Annotated in this window: 12 protein-coding genes; 9 read left to right on the top strand and 3 right to left on the bottom strand. The window is 38.3% G+C overall.

Annotated features, from left to right (window positions below; translation table 11 throughout):
• The first annotated feature begins 515 nt into the window (after positions 1-515).
• The 3 genes from AAEY55_RS17200 to AAEY55_RS17190 all read left to right on the top strand — a co-directional run bounded on the left by AAEY55_RS17200 (position 516) and on the right by AAEY55_RS17190 (position 2,562).
• Entirely contained in the window at positions 516-1,259 is a 744-nt protein-coding gene (locus AAEY55_RS17200; protein ID WP_350552413.1) for a ferredoxin--NADP reductase, read from the top strand.
• A gap of 214 nt (positions 1,260-1,473) precedes the next feature.
• On the top strand, positions 1,474-2,214 hold the full coding sequence (locus AAEY55_RS17195; protein WP_089369040.1) for a nuclear transport factor 2 family protein: 741 nt from the start codon (positions 1,474-1,476) through the stop codon (positions 2,212-2,214).
• Between the two features lie 27 nt (positions 2,215-2,241).
• Entirely contained in the window at positions 2,242-2,562 is a 321-nt protein-coding gene (locus tag AAEY55_RS17190; RefSeq protein WP_011329726.1) for a hypothetical protein, read from the top strand.
• On the opposite strand, the gene AAEY55_RS17185 is transcribed toward AAEY55_RS17190, so the two are convergent.
• Both AAEY55_RS17185 and AAEY55_RS17180 read right to left on the bottom strand, forming a co-directional pair.
• On the bottom strand, positions 2,552-3,445 hold the full coding sequence (locus tag AAEY55_RS17185) for a TPR end-of-group domain-containing protein (RefSeq protein WP_182678126.1): 894 nt from the start codon (positions 3,443-3,445) through the stop codon (positions 2,552-2,554). The genes AAEY55_RS17190 and AAEY55_RS17185 overlap by 11 nt on opposite strands.
• Before the next feature lie 751 nt (positions 3,446-4,196).
• The gene (locus AAEY55_RS17180) at positions 4,197-5,798 is read right to left on the bottom strand and encodes an ABC-F family ATPase (RefSeq protein ID WP_011329728.1); all 1,602 of its coding nucleotides are present in this window, start codon (positions 5,796-5,798) and stop codon (positions 4,197-4,199) included.
• Between the two features lie 570 nt (positions 5,799-6,368).
• Between AAEY55_RS17180 and AAEY55_RS17175 the strand changes: the two genes are divergently transcribed.
• The 6 genes from AAEY55_RS17175 to AAEY55_RS17150 all read left to right on the top strand — a co-directional run bounded on the left by AAEY55_RS17175 (position 6,369) and on the right by AAEY55_RS17150 (position 14,489).
• Positions 6,369-6,968, top strand: coding sequence for a class I SAM-dependent methyltransferase (locus tag AAEY55_RS17175; RefSeq protein WP_350552410.1), 600 nt, complete (start codon positions 6,369-6,371; stop codon positions 6,966-6,968).
• On the top strand, positions 6,969-9,923 hold the full coding sequence (locus tag AAEY55_RS17170) for a DEAD/DEAH box helicase family protein (RefSeq protein ID WP_182684215.1): 2,955 nt from the start codon (positions 6,969-6,971) through the stop codon (positions 9,921-9,923).
• 473 nt (positions 9,924-10,396) lie between these two features.
• Positions 10,397-11,065 carry a TIR domain-containing protein gene (locus tag AAEY55_RS17165; RefSeq protein WP_231617974.1) on the top strand — a complete coding sequence of 223 codons (669 nt, stop codon included), beginning with the start codon at positions 10,397-10,399 and terminating at the stop codon, positions 11,063-11,065.
• A gap of 47 nt (positions 11,066-11,112) precedes the next feature.
• Positions 11,113-11,661, top strand: coding sequence for a toll/interleukin-1 receptor domain-containing protein (locus AAEY55_RS17160; RefSeq protein ID WP_197182361.1), 549 nt, complete (start codon positions 11,113-11,115; stop codon positions 11,659-11,661).
• A gap of 39 nt (positions 11,662-11,700) precedes the next feature.
• A complete protein-coding gene (locus AAEY55_RS17155; RefSeq protein ID WP_350552405.1) occupies positions 11,701-13,134 on the top strand; it encodes an SIR2 family protein in 1,434 nt (477 codons plus the stop codon).
• 158 nt (positions 13,135-13,292) lie between these two features.
• A complete protein-coding gene (locus tag AAEY55_RS17150; protein ID WP_197182360.1) occupies positions 13,293-14,489 on the top strand; it encodes a toll/interleukin-1 receptor domain-containing protein in 1,197 nt (398 codons plus the stop codon).
• A 3-nt stretch (positions 14,490-14,492) separates the two neighbouring features.
• On the opposite strand, the gene AAEY55_RS17145 is transcribed toward AAEY55_RS17150, so the two are convergent.
• On the bottom strand, positions 14,493-17,657 hold the full coding sequence (locus tag AAEY55_RS17145; RefSeq protein ID WP_197182359.1) for a DEAD/DEAH box helicase: 3,165 nt from the start codon (positions 17,655-17,657) through the stop codon (positions 14,493-14,495).
• Between the last annotated feature and the right edge of the window lie 209 nt (positions 17,658-17,866).

The raw sequence follows: 17,866 nt of genomic DNA, 5'->3' as shown, positions 1-17,866 counted from the left end.
ATTTTAAATTAAAACCTGTTTAAAAAGAGGTTAGTAGACACTGCGCTTTAGAGGAATAACAAAGCCAAGAACAATGTGTTTTATGCCTACTCATTTACTCCATTGTCTTTTCTTTGTGCAAATTGTTGTCGCGCATTTTAAATTAAAACCTGTTTAAAAAGAGGTTAGTAGACACTGCGCTTTAGAGGAATAACAAAGCCAAGAACAATGTATTTTATGTCTACTCATTTACTCTCATTGTCTTCTCTTTGTGCAAATTGTTGTAGCGCATTTTAAATTAAAAACCTGTTCACAAAGAGGCAATGAGGCGCTGTGCTTTAGTGGGTGAAAAGAGCTGTGGATTGTGTGAAAAATAAATCTAGCTCTACTTATTTATTTCCTATTTTCACTCGTAAAATTTGGCAGCTAATTACTCTATAAGTATTTGTTACTTAGTGTTAAGGTTTAAGCTATAAAAACGCATGTTTAAAGTCAGTAACCTTAATACTTTATAGCTGATAATATAGGAGCTAACTATGTCTAATTGGGTTGATGCAACAGTAAAAAAAATTACTTGGTGGACAGACTCGTTATTTAGCATAACGGTAAATGCCGACGTTGAGCCATTTAAAGCGGGGCAGTTTACTAAGTTATCTATAATGGATGGCGATAAGCGTATTGCACGGGCTTACTCCTACGTTAATGCCCCTGATGACCCCAATTTAGAGTTTTATTTAATAAACGTAGTTGACGGTTTACTCTCATCGTATTTAGCCAAGCTACAACCAGGCGATAATGTATTAATAGAGCGCCGTGCTACAGGCTTTTTTACCCTTGACGAAATACCCGCCAGCGAACAGTTATGGATGCTAAGTACAGGCACCGCTTTGGGGCCGTTTTTGTCCATGCTACAACAGAGCGAAGTATGGCAAAAGTATCAACATATAAACCTAGTGCATGGCGTGCGTTTAAATGACGATTTAAGCTATCAGGAGCTTATAAACACGTTACTTGAAGCTCATCCCAAGCAGTTAAATTACATTCCTGTAGTGAGTCGTGAGCAAGCTGATGTAGGGTTGCATGGCCGAATAACGGATGCGATAGCTAATAAGCAATTGTTTTCGCACGTTGGGCTAAATGCAACGCCCGAAAACGCACAGTTTATGATTTGTGGTAATCCGCAAATGGTGAAAGACACCACAGAGTTACTCATAAACCAAAATTACCAACGCAATCGGCGCAGAACCCCCGGCCACATAACGGTTGAGCAATATTGGTAGTTAGGTGTGTTTATTTTACCTGTTTAAACGTGTAGCCGGGTGTTTGGTTTTTAGGTAAATAAGTACCTATTTAGTGTGGATATTCCTTTAAATGGGTAATAACCATGCTAAATACCAAACATGCCCTAGTACTAAACAGATAATCACTACCCCAAAACCGCAAAATTTGCTATGTTGCGCCCTAACAGTATTTCGTGCTCATTTTAGGAAAACTATGAAATCTTTACCTATCGTTTTTGCTTTTATATTTATTGGTGCCGCGGCACTTGTTTACGCAACAGAGCAAGAAACCAACACAACGGCGCAAAGCAGTACAGAGCAAGCTAAACCTGCAATTGAAAAAGAGCAGCAAGCTGCCGACGAGTCAAAACAACAAGCTACAGATAGACTCAATACCCTTGAGCATAAAGAGGCAGTATTAACAAAACCAGTTGTTGATCCTAACAAAGTAGACGACTCAAAAGTACTTGGCACCGAAACCCCTAAGCCAGTTGAAAAGATTAAAAATAAAGAGGAAAAAGCGGCCGCTATTGCCAAAGCTGAGCAAGTGGTAACGCAAGCAAAAGAAGCCTTAACGCAAAGGCAGCAAACAAAAGCCAAACAATCGCGCGAATCATTAGCTGTGGTTGAACAATTAGTTAAAGCCTATAACGCCCGTAATATTGAAGAGTTTATTCGGGTTTATGCCGAAGACGTTGAATTTTATATTTTCCCTAACGAGCTGCTATTTAAAGGTAAGGAAAAACTAATAGCCCGTTATGGCTTAATGTTTAAAAAGCTAAAATGCATTCATTCATCACCAATCAAACGCATAGTACATGGCGACATAGTAATTGATCATGAATTATCAGAAACCTGCTCAGTAGATGAAAACGTAATAGATAAACGCTCAGAGCTTATTTCAAGCTATCAAGTTAAAGATGGTAAAATAATTCGTGTGTTATTTTTTCGATAACTCATAACTAGGTAAGTAAGTATCAAAATGCAGTTAAACGACGAGAAAAAAATTCGCCTAGAGTATCGGGTAGAGCCAGGCTGTTTAGGCCCACAAGGGCTAAGCCACATAGAAGATTTTTGTCGCTATGCTAATAAGCATATTAAATCACCATATTATGCGCAATTTTTATTTACCCCTCGTTACGACAAGCAAAAAAGTGAACGTCAATACAGCGTAAATAGCCGCAACTTATCGCAAGTTCAGGCCAAGCTGTATTTTGATCACTTTCAAATAAATATAGTAGAGTTTGAAGAGCAGCTCGACGAGCTGCTCAGTAAAGCAATAGATCTGTACTTTAAACGCTAGTCGCACTCAAAATTTCGTTAAAGCTTTGGTTGTCGTGTAGGCTAGCAAACGCACTCTCGTGCAGTAGTTCATTGCGTAAGTTAGGTGAGTAATCTAACGCCATTTTTATATCGGCTAACGCATCGGCATGTTCATGAATTAACGCATAAGCACACGCACGTTGCCAATAAGCATAGCCATAATCACTGTCTATCTCTATTGCTTGGTTACATAGCTCAATAGCTTGTGTTGTATCGTTAATTTCTAGCAGCGCATCGGCTTTATAAGCAATGGCTTCTACGTCTTCAGGTTTACGTTTTAAAATTTCGTCAAAAATTTCAATTTTGTTAGCAAAATCACTTTCTAAATTAGCCCGCATCCACAGTGAATGAACTTCATTAGTGACCGAAATTCGTTCTTGGTTACTGAGTATTTCTTCAGAGCGAACGCGCAGTTTTTCTTCAAGAATTTTTAAGCGATCTTCATACTCATCAGTAATAACGCTTACTCGGGTATTTACTATATCTTCTACTTTATTTTTAACATCGCGCAGTGAGTTCCAACCAACTAATACTAAAATTGATGCGGTAGCAGTAATAATAAAAAATACATTGTTAATGGTATCAGTAGTATAGGTAATTGCACGGTCAGCGGTATCTAGCTGGGCATGAGTTACTTGTTTAGTTACATCCTCACGCAGTTTTTGCTGATCTTGACGCACAGCTCTAAGCTCATCAAGAATATAACGCTCCATTAGCGGTTTATACATAGGAGCAGCTAGCCCATCAACAGCTTGGTTTTGTTGCTGCTCGGTGGGAGCCGAAAAAGGGTCATCTTCAGCAGCAATGATTGCTGTAGAATTAAAAGTTACGCAAATAAACAATAGTAATAAAAAGTAACGCATAGTACGCCTAATAAATAAAATCAATAAATCGCTAAGGCAACTTTAACATGCACAGATTCAGGGTACTAGAGGAGGTTGCTGTTTCGTTAAACACTTTATAGCGCTGGTTAGGTAATTAACGTTAGTTTGCAGCAATTAGACATTTTTAGACGCTATTGATAAAAATTAGGCAAAAAAAACCAGCTCAAGGTGAGCTGGCAAAAACTACTTAAAACAACATAATGTCAAAGGGAAAAACAATAAGTTAGATTGCATAATAACGCGACTAAGCTGAACAATTACTTAACTCAATTCAATACTTTAAATTAAATAAATAAGGTGTATAAATCATCAAAAAATACACCTTTTTTAACTTACATGGCGAAGGGGAATATACACAGTGACCTTGGTTACCCGACAGCCAACTTTTTAAGCCCTTCACATTACATTACGTCGCTTATTTTAAAAGCGATCATTTTATTATTTAAAATGCGCGGCATAAAGCCCCGCCTACAAAAATTGCACAAAGAGTAGGTAATGAGAGTGAATGAGTAGAGCAGTTCCATTTTATCCGCAGTTCGAAACTTACAGCTCTTTTCACCCTCTAAAGCGCAGCGCCTCATAGCCTCTTTGTGAGTTAATTACTTAAAAAACAATTGCTCACAGGCCAAAGCCCAAGCTCGAAACGCAAATAACAAGAACAAAAAAACGGCGCTAAAGCTAGCACCGTTTTTACTTAATATTTAAATAGAGTATTATTTAAAAGCTGTTATTACGCTACTTTTTTCTCTTCACAACTGGCTAGGTACTCGTCAAACGAGCCTTGAAAGTCGATTACTTGTTTATCTTTAATATCAATAATACGCGTAGCAAGTGACGATACAAACTCACGGTCATGGCTTACAAAAATAAGCGTACCTTGGAAGTCTTTTAACGCATTGTTAAGTGCTTCAATGGCTTCCATATCCATGTGGTTTGTAGGCTCGTCCATTACTAGTACGTTAACGTCTTGCATCATTAACTTACCAAATAACAAACGGTTTTTTTCACCACCTGAACAGTTACGCGCTTTTTTGTTTGAATCGTCTGCTGTAAACAACAAACGGCCTAACATGCCACGTACCATTAAATCGTTGTGCTTAGCGGTGCGCCACTGCGACATCCAATCAAACAAGGTTAAGTCGTTATCAAAATCTTTAGTGCTGTCTTGCGGGCAATAACCAAAAGTAGCATTTTCAGACCACTTAACTTCGCCCTCTAAGCTTTTAAGCTCGTCTACTAAACAGCGTAAAAAGGTAGTTTTACCCACACCATTTTCGCCAATTACCGCAAGCTTAGCGCCGGCTTCAAGTAATAAGTCGCCGCCAGAGAACAACATTTCGCCATCAAAGCCATGGCCAATTTTATTAACTTCAAGCGCTTGGCGATACATTTTTTTACCTTCGTCAAAGCTTAGCGAAGGGCTCATACGGCTTGACGATTTAACTTCATCAAGTTTAATTTTATCCATTTTTTTAGCACGCGAACTTGCTTGTTTCGCTTTAGATGCGTTAGCACCAAAACGGTTAACAAAGTCTTGTAGTTCGTCAATTTCAGCGCTCTTTTTCGCGTTTTCAGCAAGTAATTGCTCGCGTTGTAGGCCAGCAGCTTCTAAAAATTTCTCGTAGTTACCAGGGTAAATACGCAGCTCGCCGTAATCAATGTCGGCCATGTGTGTACATACCGAGTTTAAAAAGTGACGGTCATGCGAAATAATAATCATGGTACATTTACGCTTGTTAAGCTCGTTAGCAAGCCAAGTAATTGTATGAATATCCAAGTTATTTGTAGGTTCATCGAGTAGCAAAATATCAGGGTTTGCAAACAACGCCTGTGCTAAAAGCACACGTAGTTTCCAGCCCGGCGCTACGTTTGCCATTAAGCCATAATGAAATTCTTTATCGATACCCGCTTCTAGCAAAATTTCTTCAGCGCGGCTTTCTGCCGTGTAACCGTCCATTTCTGCAAATACGCTTTCTAGCTCAGCTACTTTCATGCCATCGTCTTCGCTCATTTCTGGCAAAGAGTAAATACGTTCGCGCTCTTGCTTTACTTTCCAAAGCTCCACGTCGCCCATAATTACAGCGTCAACTACGCTAAATTCTTCAAATGCAAACTGGTCTTGGCTTAGGTTACCTACTTTTAACCCAGGAGTAATAGATACATTACCGGCACTTGGCACAAGTGCCCCGCTTAAAATTTTCATGAAAGTCGACTTGCCGCAGCCGTTAGCGCCAATTAAACCGTAACGGTTACCGTTACCAAATTTAGCTGAAATGTTTTCAAACAACGGCTCTGCGCCAAACTGCATCGTGATATTTGCGGTGGAGATCAAAAAAATGTAATCCTAGAAAAAGTACTGACAGGGATAGGCTGCAGCAAAACGCCACAAACAAGAACCAGACAATAGGGTAAATTAGCTGGCGAATTATACAGATCCAAAGCCAAAGATGAAAGGTAAAAGAAACTTAAAAAATAGCCAGTATGGCAAGAGCAGGTTTTAGATGTCAGGCTTGAGGTTTTAGGTAAAAATTAACCAAGGTTAATGTACAAGAGTAGCGGGAGTTTACTTCGCGCTTATGGGCTGTAGGCGTTGAGCTTGCTGACGCGAAAAGCGCAGCTTTTAATGTGTAGGCACGATTATACACTCGGATTAATTTAAACGTGTTGTGTGGTTTTTTAAATTTAGTAATAACAAAAGCTTGTACTTAATTGTTTAAAAGTTAAGGCTAAATTTACATAATTGTAAAAGCAGGCGCGTATTAATGATAACGGCGTAGTTTTTATTGGTTATATAACTAATAAGCCTATATTTATTTTTACCAATCAGGTAAATTGTTTTAAATGAATACTAACTTAATAATACGTTAGTTATTAACAGATAAACCAAGGAGCGGTGTGTCTCGTGTCAAACTCCACACTTAGTTACTACAATCAAAACGCACAAAGCTTTAGTGATTCAACCTTAAATGTTGATATGTCAGTGCTGTATGCTGAGTTTTTGCCACACGTTACCGAACACGGCCATATTTTAGATGCCGGGTGCGGCAGTGCCCGCGATGCTGCTTACTTTAAACAACAGGGTTTTACTGTTAGCGCGTTTGATGCAAGCCCAGAGCTTGCCGCATTAGCAAGCAGTTACTTACAACAACCCGTCGACGTTAAAACCTTCCAGCAGCTAGATTGCGTTAATAAATACGATGCTATTTGGTGCTGCGCCAGTTTATTACACGTGCCAAAAGCTGAATTACCACAGGTATTTTTAAACCTACAAAATGCACTAAAACCAAACGGTGTTTTGTATGTATCGTTTAAATATGGCGATACAGAGCGTGTGTATAATGGTCGTAAATTTACCGATTTAAACGAAAATTCTTTAACGCATTTACTTAGCCATACGCAGTTAAAAGCTATTAAACAATGGCAAAGTGTTGATCAGCGCCCAGAGCGCGAAAGTGAAGTGTGGCTCAATGCCTTGTTAACGCATAGCAAAGCGAAATTATAAGTGAATAGTTTTAGTGAACATCAACACCTGCAAAGTAATAACCAGCAGCTTATTACGGGTGATAATGACCCGTTATTACCTAATCTTGTGCATGCCATAAATAATGCCACTGAGATTGAAGTTACGGTTTCATTTATTCAGCCAAGTGGCTTAGCTTTGTTGTTTGATCCACTCAGTGAAGCTTTGCAAAGTGGTGCAACACTTAAATTACTTACCTCAGATTACCTAGATATTACTCATCCTAATGCGTTGAGAGAACTCATGGCATTGGTAGATCGTGGAGCCGATGTGCGTATTTACCAAACACACAGTAATCAAAGTTTTCATATGAAGTCGTATATTTTTGTCAAAACAAACGACCAAAAAGAGATTACAGATGGCTGTGCCTTTATTGGCTCAAGTAATATTAGTGCCAGCGCATTAACCAAAGGGCATGAGTGGAATTTTAGACACGATTATACACAACCAAAAACAAGCCAAGCAGCGAAGCAGTTTTTTAGTATACGCACAGCTTTTGAAAATATTTTTAATCACGAATTTGTTACCCATCTAAGCCATGAATGGATAAATAGCTACATTACTAGGCGTAAAACACAGCAGTTTGTATCGGTAAACCACGCTGATACAGCTGAGCAAGTTATTGAAAAGAATGAAGCTAAAACACCAAGGACAGCTCAAATTGAAGCGCTTAATGCCTTAGCGCAAACGCGTACTGAGGGCTTTAAGCGTGGCTTAGTGGTTTTAGCAACGGGTATGGGTAAAACATGGTTAAGTGCATTTGATGTAAAACAATTCAAAGCAAAACGTGTTTTATTTGTAGCGCATCGTGAAGAAATACTTTTGCAAGCACAGCGTACATTTTCTGAATTACTTACTCTATCTACTGGGTTTTATAACGGTAAACAGCGAGACAAAAACGCTGAGTGTTTGTTTGCCTCTATTCAAACCATTGGCCGAAGTAATCACTTAAAGCAGTTTGCACCAACGGCATTTGATTACATTATTGTTGACGAATTTCATCATGCAAGTGCGCGCGTATATCGCCAGCTTTTAAACTACTTTGAACCCAAGTTTTTACTGGGTTTAACAGCTACACCAGAGCGTACCGACCAAGCTGATATTTTAGGGTTATGCGACAACAACCTAGTATTTGAGCGTAACTTAACGCAGGGGATAGACCAAAAAACGTTAGTGCCATTTCATTACTACGGTATTTGGGATGAAAACGTAAACTACCAAGCTATTCCGTGGCGTAATGGCCGATTTGATCCAGCAGCACTTGAAAACAAATTTGCAACCCAAAAACGGGCAGACCATGCACTTTTACAGTGGCAGCAATACAAACAGCAGCGCACATTGGGCTTTTGTATATCTACCAAACATGCCGATTATATGGCTGCTGCATTTAATAAAGCGGGTGTAAAAGCGCTATCAGTGCATAGCCAATCAAAAGTACGACGTAATGAGGCGCTTAAACAATTAGAACAGCGTAAAGTTGAAGTACTATTTACTGTTGACCTATTTAACGAAGGCACTGATTTACCAAGCATTGATACCATATTAATGCTGCGCCCAAGCGACTCTAAAATACTCTTTTTACAGCAATTAGGGCGGGGTTTACGCACCCTCGAAGGTAAAACACATTTAGTGGTGCTCGATTTTATTGGTAACCACCACAGCTTTTTAAATAAACCTTATGCGCTACTTCATGAAACCACGCCAACTGGTGTAGTTAAAAAGCTTAAAAAACCAAACCTTGCTGATGGCTGCTTTATAAATATTGACTTAAAAGTTACCAACTTTTGGCAGCAGCTAGCCAAAATACAGCGCACCACAGCGTTAGAAGATATAACACAACTTGCCGAGCAACTAGGGCATTTACCTACATTAAGTGAGTTTTACTACCACTACGGCGATATAAAAAAGGTAAACAGCAACTACACTAGTTGGTTTGATCTAATTGCTAAAATACAAAATATTGATGACGAAGCACAGCAAAGTGCCAAGCAATTAGCACCGTTTTACGACTTTTTACATAAAGGCATACAAACTACCAGTATGACCAAATGCTTCAAAGCTATTTTTCTTGAGGCTTATGTTGCTTTAAATGGCTTTGCTAACCCCCCAACAGTTGCAGAACTTGCTGTAATGAGTGCAAAGGTACTCGCGCGCCATCCAAATTTAAAGCAACACGATTTACCTATTAAAGAACAGCAAGCAGCTGCAGATTCGCAAACATGGCAGAGCTACTGGCGTAAAAATCCAATTAAAGCCTACACCAATAAAAATAAAGACGGCACACAATGGTTTACCTTACAAAACAACACCGTAAAAGCCACGTTTGACGTACCCGCAGAAAAATGCGAGTTACTAAACGGCGCCGTGTTAGAACTGGTTGAATACACCTTAGCTAAATACAGCCAGCGACTAAAAGTAAAAACGCCAACCACGGAACAAAATACAGAGCAAAAAGCTGACAATGTAACTCAGTTAGCGTTTAAAGAGTTAGCCGATACAGCAAAAGAACAAGATAACGCGCTAAAACTGCCGTTCTTTCCCAATATTAGAATTGCCTGTGGGCATTTTAAAACAGGGGATGAAAGCGGTATGGAATTGATGGACGCGCCACTTGGCGCAGGCAAGCTTGATCCAAACGTGCATTTTTTAGCACGCGCTTCGGGTAACTCTATGAACGGCGGTAAACATCCAATACTGGATGGTGATTTACTGCTACTTGAGCTTATAACATCCGATAAAGCAGGATCGTTACGCGGCCAAATAGTCGCGATAGAGCGAGACGATATAAGCGGTGATGGGCAGTATTTACTGCGCAAAGTTAATAAATTACCAAATGGGCAATATGAGTTAATCGCTCAAAACCCAGATTATGAAGTAATGATTGCTGATGAAAGCATGCGAACATTTGCGCGGTTTAAACAGGTAGTTGTGGAATAGTTGTAGGTGCGATTTTATATCGCGCTTTAACTTGTAGATACAAGGCGCTGAGCTTGCTCGCGCGAAAAGCGAAGCTTTTTAAATAGCTATTTTGCGTGAGAGTTTAAGGGATTAATAATCTCTATCCGAGGTTATATCGCGTTGGCGATGGCAACCAAAGGGCGGCTGCCGCCGACCGCCCTTTGGAATCCCACGGCGCACCCGAAGATCACACTTTATCTTCAACTTACGTTAATGATGTGAACGTAACCAGCGTAGATAGGCCATCCATGGCCAAGCTACGCTTTGTACAGCATTGCCTAAAGGGATTTAGGTACTTGGAATTTGTCGGGAACAAAATTCCGCCATGCTGTAAATTACTCATCATTAACTCAGTTTCAGGTGTGATCACGGGGAATTGGAGTGTATTGTTTAGATATCACGTATACAAACTAGACTATTGTTCTTAGGTAAATGTAGGTGTACACACAAAAATGAAAATATATAAAAAATTAAAGTCACCGAAGAGAAATTTAAATAAAAACAATAGTAATGCAGATAGTCTAATTCCGGTAATTATGGGAGGGGTTTTAGGTAATCTAATACTTCCAGGTATTGGTGGTGTCTTTTTAGGCGGGATGCTAGGTGGAATATCAACAATTAACATGGAGAAAAAAATGGCAAGAGTACCTGTTTTTTATAGTTTTCATTTCGGTAATGATGTGATGAGAGTTCAGCAGATTAGAAATATAGGCTCTATTGAAGGGAATGCTCCAACCACGCCGAATGAGTGGGAAACATTAAAAAGGACGGGCAAAAAAGCTGTGGAAAATTGGATAGATCAAAATATGAAATATAAGCGGTGTATTATAGTTTTGATAGGCAGTGAAACAGCTCAGAGGCCTTGGGTTAAGCATGAAATAATAAAAGCCTGGAACGATGGTAAAGCTATTTTAGGTATTCATATTCATAATCTAAAATGTCCTAGAAATGGTGTCAGTTGTAAAGGAGTAAATCCATTTGAGCTTATAAAATTTGACAATGGGAAAAAGTTATCTGAATTCATCCCCTGTTATGATCCTAAATCGAATAATGCATACACAGAAATATCTGCAAACATTTCAAATTGGATTAATCATGCTATTACTAATAAAGCAAATTAGTAGGCTCGATCTGTCAAAAATTGATACTTGTTTATTAAGGCGTGATAATGGTTGATTTTATTACTTTTGAGGATCTTAGAAGATTTAATGATGCACTTACTATGGAAAGGAGGGTAGCCTTAAAATCTCATTCAGCCTCAAAGAATAATAAAGATACCTTCTTGTCTCATTCTTCAAAGGATGAGGAGTATTTACCCAGTGTTATTCATCTACTAGAAAGCCATGGTGCTTCAGTATATTGTGATTTAGGAGATGATAGATTACCTGTTAACCCAAACCCTGAAACAGCACTTATCCTGAAAAAACAGATAAAAGTAAGTCGTAAACAAGTAGTATTTATAACTAAAAATAGTCAGAATTCTAAGTGGGTTCCATGGGAGTTAGGAATTGGAGATATATATCTATCCTCAAGAAATGTAGCACTCTTACCTGTTACTACTAATAAAAATGATCAATCATGGGCCCAACAAGAGTATTTAGGACTTTATAGGCATATTGTGTGGGGTCAGTTGGATGGGTTTTCATCGAATCTGTGGTTAGTTTATGATTATCGTACTAACACTGCTGAAAGATTAAATGATTGGCTTGCGAGTTAATAGCCTAAGCTAATGCAGTAAAACAATTAGGAGGTTAAAATGAATCATGAGCAAGAGCAATTTATTCAATATGTTATTAGTGAGTTAGAGGAGAACAACATTGCCATATTTGCTGGTGCTGGCCTTTCTTCATCTGCAGGGTACGTTAATTGGAAAGAGCTTCTTAGACCACTTGCAGATGAACTGCATTTAAATATTGAAGAGGAAATAGATTTAGTTGGTCTTGCTCAATTTTACTTAAACGAAAATGGAAGAAATAGAATAAGCCAGCAGCTGATGGATGAAATAGCTACTGCTAAAAGTCCTACTAAAAATCATCAAATTTTATCTCGTCTTCCCATTAAAACGTATTGGACAACAAACTACGATAAGTTAATTGAAAAGTCTTTAGAAAATACGCACAAGATAGTCGATATAAAATATACTAATAATCATCTTGCACTTACAAAGAAAAAAAGAGATGCAGTAGTATACAAAATGCATGGTGATATAGACCACCCAGATAGTGCAGTCTTGACTAAAGACGATTACGAACAGTACCCGCTTAAAATGCAGCCCTACATAACGGCATTATCAGGAGATTTAGTATCAAAAACCTTTCTTTTTTTAGGGTTTAGTTTCACTGACCCTAATTTAGATTATATTATGAGTCGCGTAAGAGCATATTTTGAAAAGCACCAAAGGCAGCATTATTGTATATTTAAAGAATGCGATGAAACTAACTTTGATTCTATTGCTCTTTACGAAAATGCAAAAATAAAACAAGGTTTACTGATCAAAGACTTGTCGAGATTCCAAGTTAAAACAATATTAGTAAAAGAATACTCTGATATAACGGAGATATTACAAAGGATTGAAAGGCTTCATAGACGAAAAACAATTTTTTTGTCTGGAAGTGCTCACGACTTTACTCCTTTTAAACAATGTGATGTTGAGTCTTTTTTATGCCGCCTTGGTAAAGTTTTAATTGAAAAAAACTATAAAATCTCTTCTGGTATAGGATTAGGTATTGGTAATGCTTTCATAACAGGAGCTATTCAAGGAGTGTATGAATATCAAAATGGACAAGTAAGTAATTATCTAAATATGAAGCCTTTCCCGCAATATATAGAAGATCCAAAAGAAAGGGAGCAAACTTGGGAAAAATACAGAAATGAGGTGATTAGCACTGCCGGCATAGCAATATTTTTTATGGGTAATAAACTCGTTAATGGAAAATTGGAAATTGCACAAGGGGTCAAAAAAGAATTTGAAATAGCTCACCAATTAGGATTGGCGCTAATACCAGTAGGATGTAGCGGATTCATGGCAAAAGAGATATGGGAGGAAGTTATGTCTGAAATTTCTAAATATTATGATGAAAATAATACCGATCTTATTGCCGCTATTAAAGAACTAGGAGTAATGGTAAACAAGCCTGAGCAGCTAATTTCGAAAATAATTAAAATTGTGGATTTGATGTTAAAAGAATAAAGGGTACTTTGTGTTCGATAAATATTCTAGTCACAAAAACTATAATCAAAACACGCTATTTTTTAGTTAATCAGTGGAAAAGTAATTAACTTATAAGTTGGGGATACCAATTTCGCTGTTAATTTATATATCACCCTAGGTGATAATATAGGAAAAGCATGACAGGTATTGTTAAGAAAAAATATTTATCACAAACTCGTAGCGTTCAAAAGTCACTCTCTAAGCCCTTGGACTTGACTTCAAAAGCATTACCACTTAAATATGATAAATACATTTTACTTGAATTTTTTAAGCTGTTTTTTCCGATTGAATGGACTCAAGTGAAGTTGAGATATGAATTATACGAGAGTAAAGACTCTTTCCTCAACAAAGTTGGTAAAAAAAAGAGATACTTTCATGATAAACCAGACGTGTTTTTTTATCGTTTGCCAAAAGTGAAGCACATGCTTTCATATGAATATAAAATTAATCATAAGAATAATCATGATGCGGGCAAGTCTAAAACTATATATAAAGAACTTTTAGAAAAAGCCAAAAAAAGGCAGGTTATTCAAGCGAGTAAACAAGAAATATTAAATAAAGATCTTCAAATTGTTGAACCTTTATATATCGATGTTTTTATTTCTGCATACCATAAAAAAGGTATAAAAATTACAGAGAAAATTGAAATATTCAATGAGCTAAAAAAGTATAGGACCAAAAAGGTAATAACTTTTTTTCAAAAATTAAATGATAGTGAAAAAAATGACCAAATCAGAGTTATGGCATTTGATCATATCCAAAAGTTAGATTTTTATGTCAATCTTAGGAAAAAGTTTAAAGGAAAAGTAAAGCCATATCAAACAGAAAAAAGTGACTTTATAGGTACTCCCGAACACCTGTATCAATTAATAGAAGGTAATAGACTTCAAAATAAAAAGTCATTTCATGTTTTTATTTCCCATAGCTTTCGCGATACTAAATTAGTAAAAAAATTGAAGTCTTGTTTAAACATGCACGGATTGACGGTGTATTGTGATTGGACAAGTGATAATGACTTTTTAAAGCGAGAGTTACTAAGTGATTATACTAAAATGGTATTAAAAAAGAGAATAGAGCAATCTGGTGCTGTTATCTTCTTGGAAACTAAAAATTCAATGGAAGCTGGTAACTCGATAGCCTCCCCTTGGATTATTATGGAAATTGAGTATGCTATTTCAATTTCTAAGCCTATTTTTTATTTGAATTTCTATAATAATAATAGCCCTTTCAAGTTAATCACTCATACATTTAATGACGATAATATAGAGATACAGACATCTGAGCTTGAAAGAATATTTGGGGGAGTTTGCAATAATTCAAATCTGGACAGCTAAACTTCACCCAACCGCTAATTTCCCAGCCTCATACCACATTTCACTTGGCATGGGGTTGGTTAACTCCCATGTTATATTCATCGGCTGGCTACCGTTGTGGTGTTGGTATTTTACCTCGCCGTAGTTTACAAATCCCATAGTTCTGCCGTTTTCATCTTTGCCTTGTTCGCGCACAAATAACAGGATGGTTTTGCCTGTTTTTTGGTGCTGAATATAACTAAGGCCTCGGCCGTGTTCTGGGCGGGCGCTGTTTTGCGTTTGCCAATGGAACAAAGTAGGGCTGATAGCGTAATCGTGATACAGCGTGGTGGGCGAGTAGGTTTTTTCACACTTGTTGAGCGTTACAAATAACAGCTCTAGGTTTTGATTTTTAAATTCTAAAACGCCTTCACGGGCGGTCGATTTTTTATCAAACGAGTGCGCCCCAAACGCGGCGAGTATTTGTTGGCGTGTGTAGCGGCTGTGTAATTTTATTGGGTGATTAGGTAGGCATGCTAAATCGCTTTCTTGCTGGTGTATGCGGTTAATTAATAGCGTAATTACTTGTGTAAGTTCGTGCTGTAGCTCTTTGTGTTTAAGTGCTTGTAAGCTTTGCTCAAGGGTTTTAAACCCTAAACTTTCGCCTGTACTATCCCAAAAGTTGTAATGCGCCATAAGCGCGTACTGTTGGTTTTGTGGTGTTGGCATAAAGCTAAAGTTGTTATTACATAAATCACGTAAAAAGCATAAGTAGCTGAGCGAGTCGCAGCCGAGTAATTGGGTGTTGATAGCGCGGTAATACGCGGCGTAAATATCGGCTTGTTCTGCTGGAATTTCATCGTCTTTAAGCCAGTGCCAGCCACCAAGCTTTTTATCTTTTGGTTTGTATATATCTTCAAGCGTGACTTGTGGGTTTATGCGTAAAAAGTTACTTAGCGTTAGCGCGTCATTGGTATGTTGCGAATAGCTATTTATAAGCTGCTGTAAACGGCGTTTAGAGTTTATAGCTTGCTGAATATTTTTTAATATTGTTTGTTGTGTGCGTTTTTGTAGCTCTATACGGCAACCCAGCGGTAGATGCGGGAAATTGTTTTCGATTTCGGTTTTTATTGGCTGATTACTTTTACCAATGAGTGCGCGGAATTTACTCGCAAAGTCATATTCTGGGCGAGCATTGCCTACAAAGTCGAGTACGGTACAGCACTGCTTTTGGCTGTTATCGGGCAGGCGCAAACCACGGCCTAGCTGTTGTAAAAACAGCGTTAGGCTTTCAGTGGGGCGCAAAAACAGTAGCGTATCAACCTCTGGAATATCGACACCTTCGTTAAAAATATCAACTACACAGAGTATTTGTATTTCGCCTTGGCGAAGTGCTTGTTGTTTGGCCGCGCGCTCATTAGTATTTTTGCTGGTAAGCACATCGGCACTTATGCCTGCTAAGTTAAATTTAGAGGCCATAAATTCAGCGTGTTTTTGGCTTACGCAAAACGCTAGCGTTTTAATAGCATGTACGTTGGTCACTATATCGGCAAGGCTGGCTATAATTTTGTTAGCGCGGTTGTTTTCACCTGTATAAAGGTTACTTAGCTCGCTTATATCGTAACGGCCGCCATTTTTAGAGCCTCGCCATGTTATTTTGCTTAGGTCTGTGTCGTCATCTAGTCCAAAGTATTGAAATGGGCATAAGTGTCGCTGATTTATTGCCTCTGGTAAGCGAATTTCGGCGGCTATTACACCGCAAAAATCATCGAGTATATTTGCACCGTCTTGTCGCTCTGGCGTAGCTGTTAAGCCAAGTAATATTTTAGGCGTAAAGTGGTTTAATATAGCGCGATAACTTGCAGCGCTTACGTGATGTACTTCGTCGATTACTATGTAGTCGTAGTAATCATTGGTTAAATTGAGTGATTCAATTTGGCTATTCAGCGTTTGGATTGATGCAAATAATTGGTTATAACGTTGTGGTTTGTAGTTACCTACCCACAGCTCACCAAAGTCGTTATTTTTAAGCACGCCACGGTAAGCGCTTTGCGCTTGTTTGAGTATTTCTTCGCGGTGGGCGACAAACAAAAAGTGGGCATTTGGGTTTTTATCGTAAACGGTTTTAAAGTCGAACGCCGATATTATAGTTTTACCCGTGCCCGTTGCAGCAACCACTAAGTTTTTAAAGCGATTATGAACGCTGCGCTCAGCACTTAGTTTTTCTAAAATAGCGAGTTGATGCGTTTTTGGTGTTATATCAAAATAAAACTGGCTGCTTGATTGCCCAACACCGCGTTGCTCATTAAGTGAATTTATTAGCTTTTCTTTACACTCAACTGCGCCTGTAAATAGCTCGAAGTCTTTTGATTCCCAGTAGGTTTCAAAGGTACTTTTGGTTTTAGCTATTATGTGCGGGATTTCTTGCGCGGTAATTTTTAAGTTCCACTCAAGGCCGCTGGTAAGCGCCGAATGCGATAAGTTAGACGAGCCAATATAACCTGTATGAAAACCTGTATTGCGCATAAATAAGTAAGATTTAGCATGTAAGCGCTCTTGCTGATTATTATAACTTAGCTTTACTTCGGTATTTGGCAGGTTTGCTAAAAACTCAACGGCTTTAGCATCCGTTGCGCCCATGTACGAAGTAGTAATAACTTTGAGTTTATTGCCGCTTTTGGTAAAGGCTTCAAGCTCACTTTTAAAAATGCGCAGGCCCGTCCATTTTATAAATGAGACAAGCCAGTAAATAGTGTCGGACGATTTTATCTCGCGCTTTAGCTCGGTTTCGAGCGATATACCTGCATTAGCACCGCTAAATAATTCGCTTTGCGTAAGGCCCGTTAGCGGGAATATATCGTGAGAGTATTCTTTAAGATTTGCAGCAATAGGGTTTTGGGTATTAAACAGTGCAGTAAGTATTCGGCCTTGGCTATCAATAAGGTTTTCGTTAATAAGCTCATCATCTTTTATATGATCTTTAAGCCAAAGAACAAGGTTGTTAGCAAGGCTAATTTGCTCTTGTAACCGCTCGTTTGAATTAGGAATAGCATTAATTGCATGAGCAACAAGTTTACCTAAAAAGCGTGAAAGCCATGTTGCCGCTTCGGCCGTTTCAAGCTGGCGCTCGCCAACATAAAATTGATCACGATTTAAGTTTTGCTCAATTACTTGCGTAATTAACTGCTCGTAAATACCAATTTGCTGCATTAAAACTACTCCCTGTTTGCCAGTAGTTAGTGTACTAAAAAGTGCATTGTAAACAAGCATTAACTCATTATTGAATTAAAGACCGCTGCCAAGACAACTCCCCCGTGATCACACCCGAAATTGAATTAATGGTGAGTAATTTACAGCATGGATGCTGTTAAAAAGCGTAGCTAGGCCACGGATGGCCTATCTACGCTGGTTACGTTCAT

Source organism: Pseudoalteromonas sp. 120-MNA-CIBAN-0494, assembly GCF_040308885.1.
In the GTDB taxonomy this organism is placed as follows: Bacteria; Pseudomonadota; Gammaproteobacteria; order Enterobacterales; family Alteromonadaceae; genus Pseudoalteromonas; species Pseudoalteromonas nigrifaciens.
This window is presented reverse-complemented; position numbering and strand designations above follow the sequence as displayed.

Excerpts from the sequence above, each read along its gene's own strand:
- AAEY55_RS17145 (WP_197182359.1), bottom strand. The coding sequence starts at position 17,657 with ATGCAGCAAATTGGTATTTACGAGCAGTTAATTACGCAAGTAATTGAG.
- AAEY55_RS17200 (WP_350552413.1), top strand. The coding sequence starts at position 516 with ATGTCTAATTGGGTTGATGCAACAGTAAAAAAAATTACTTGGTGGACA.
- AAEY55_RS17150 (WP_197182360.1), top strand. The coding sequence starts at position 13,293 with ATGACAGGTATTGTTAAGAAAAAATATTTATCACAAACTCGTAGCGTT.
- AAEY55_RS17190 (WP_011329726.1), top strand. The coding sequence starts at position 2,242 with ATGCAGTTAAACGACGAGAAAAAAATTCGCCTAGAGTATCGGGTAGAG.
- AAEY55_RS17185 (WP_182678126.1), bottom strand. The coding sequence starts at position 3,445 with ATGCGTTACTTTTTATTACTATTGTTTATTTGCGTAACTTTTAATTCT.
- AAEY55_RS17195 (WP_089369040.1), top strand. The coding sequence starts at position 1,474 with ATGAAATCTTTACCTATCGTTTTTGCTTTTATATTTATTGGTGCCGCG.
- AAEY55_RS17165 (WP_231617974.1), top strand. The coding sequence starts at position 10,397 with ATGAAAATATATAAAAAATTAAAGTCACCGAAGAGAAATTTAAATAAA.
- AAEY55_RS17160 (WP_197182361.1), top strand. The coding sequence starts at position 11,113 with ATGGTTGATTTTATTACTTTTGAGGATCTTAGAAGATTTAATGATGCA.
- AAEY55_RS17155 (WP_350552405.1), top strand. The coding sequence starts at position 11,701 with ATGAATCATGAGCAAGAGCAATTTATTCAATATGTTATTAGTGAGTTA.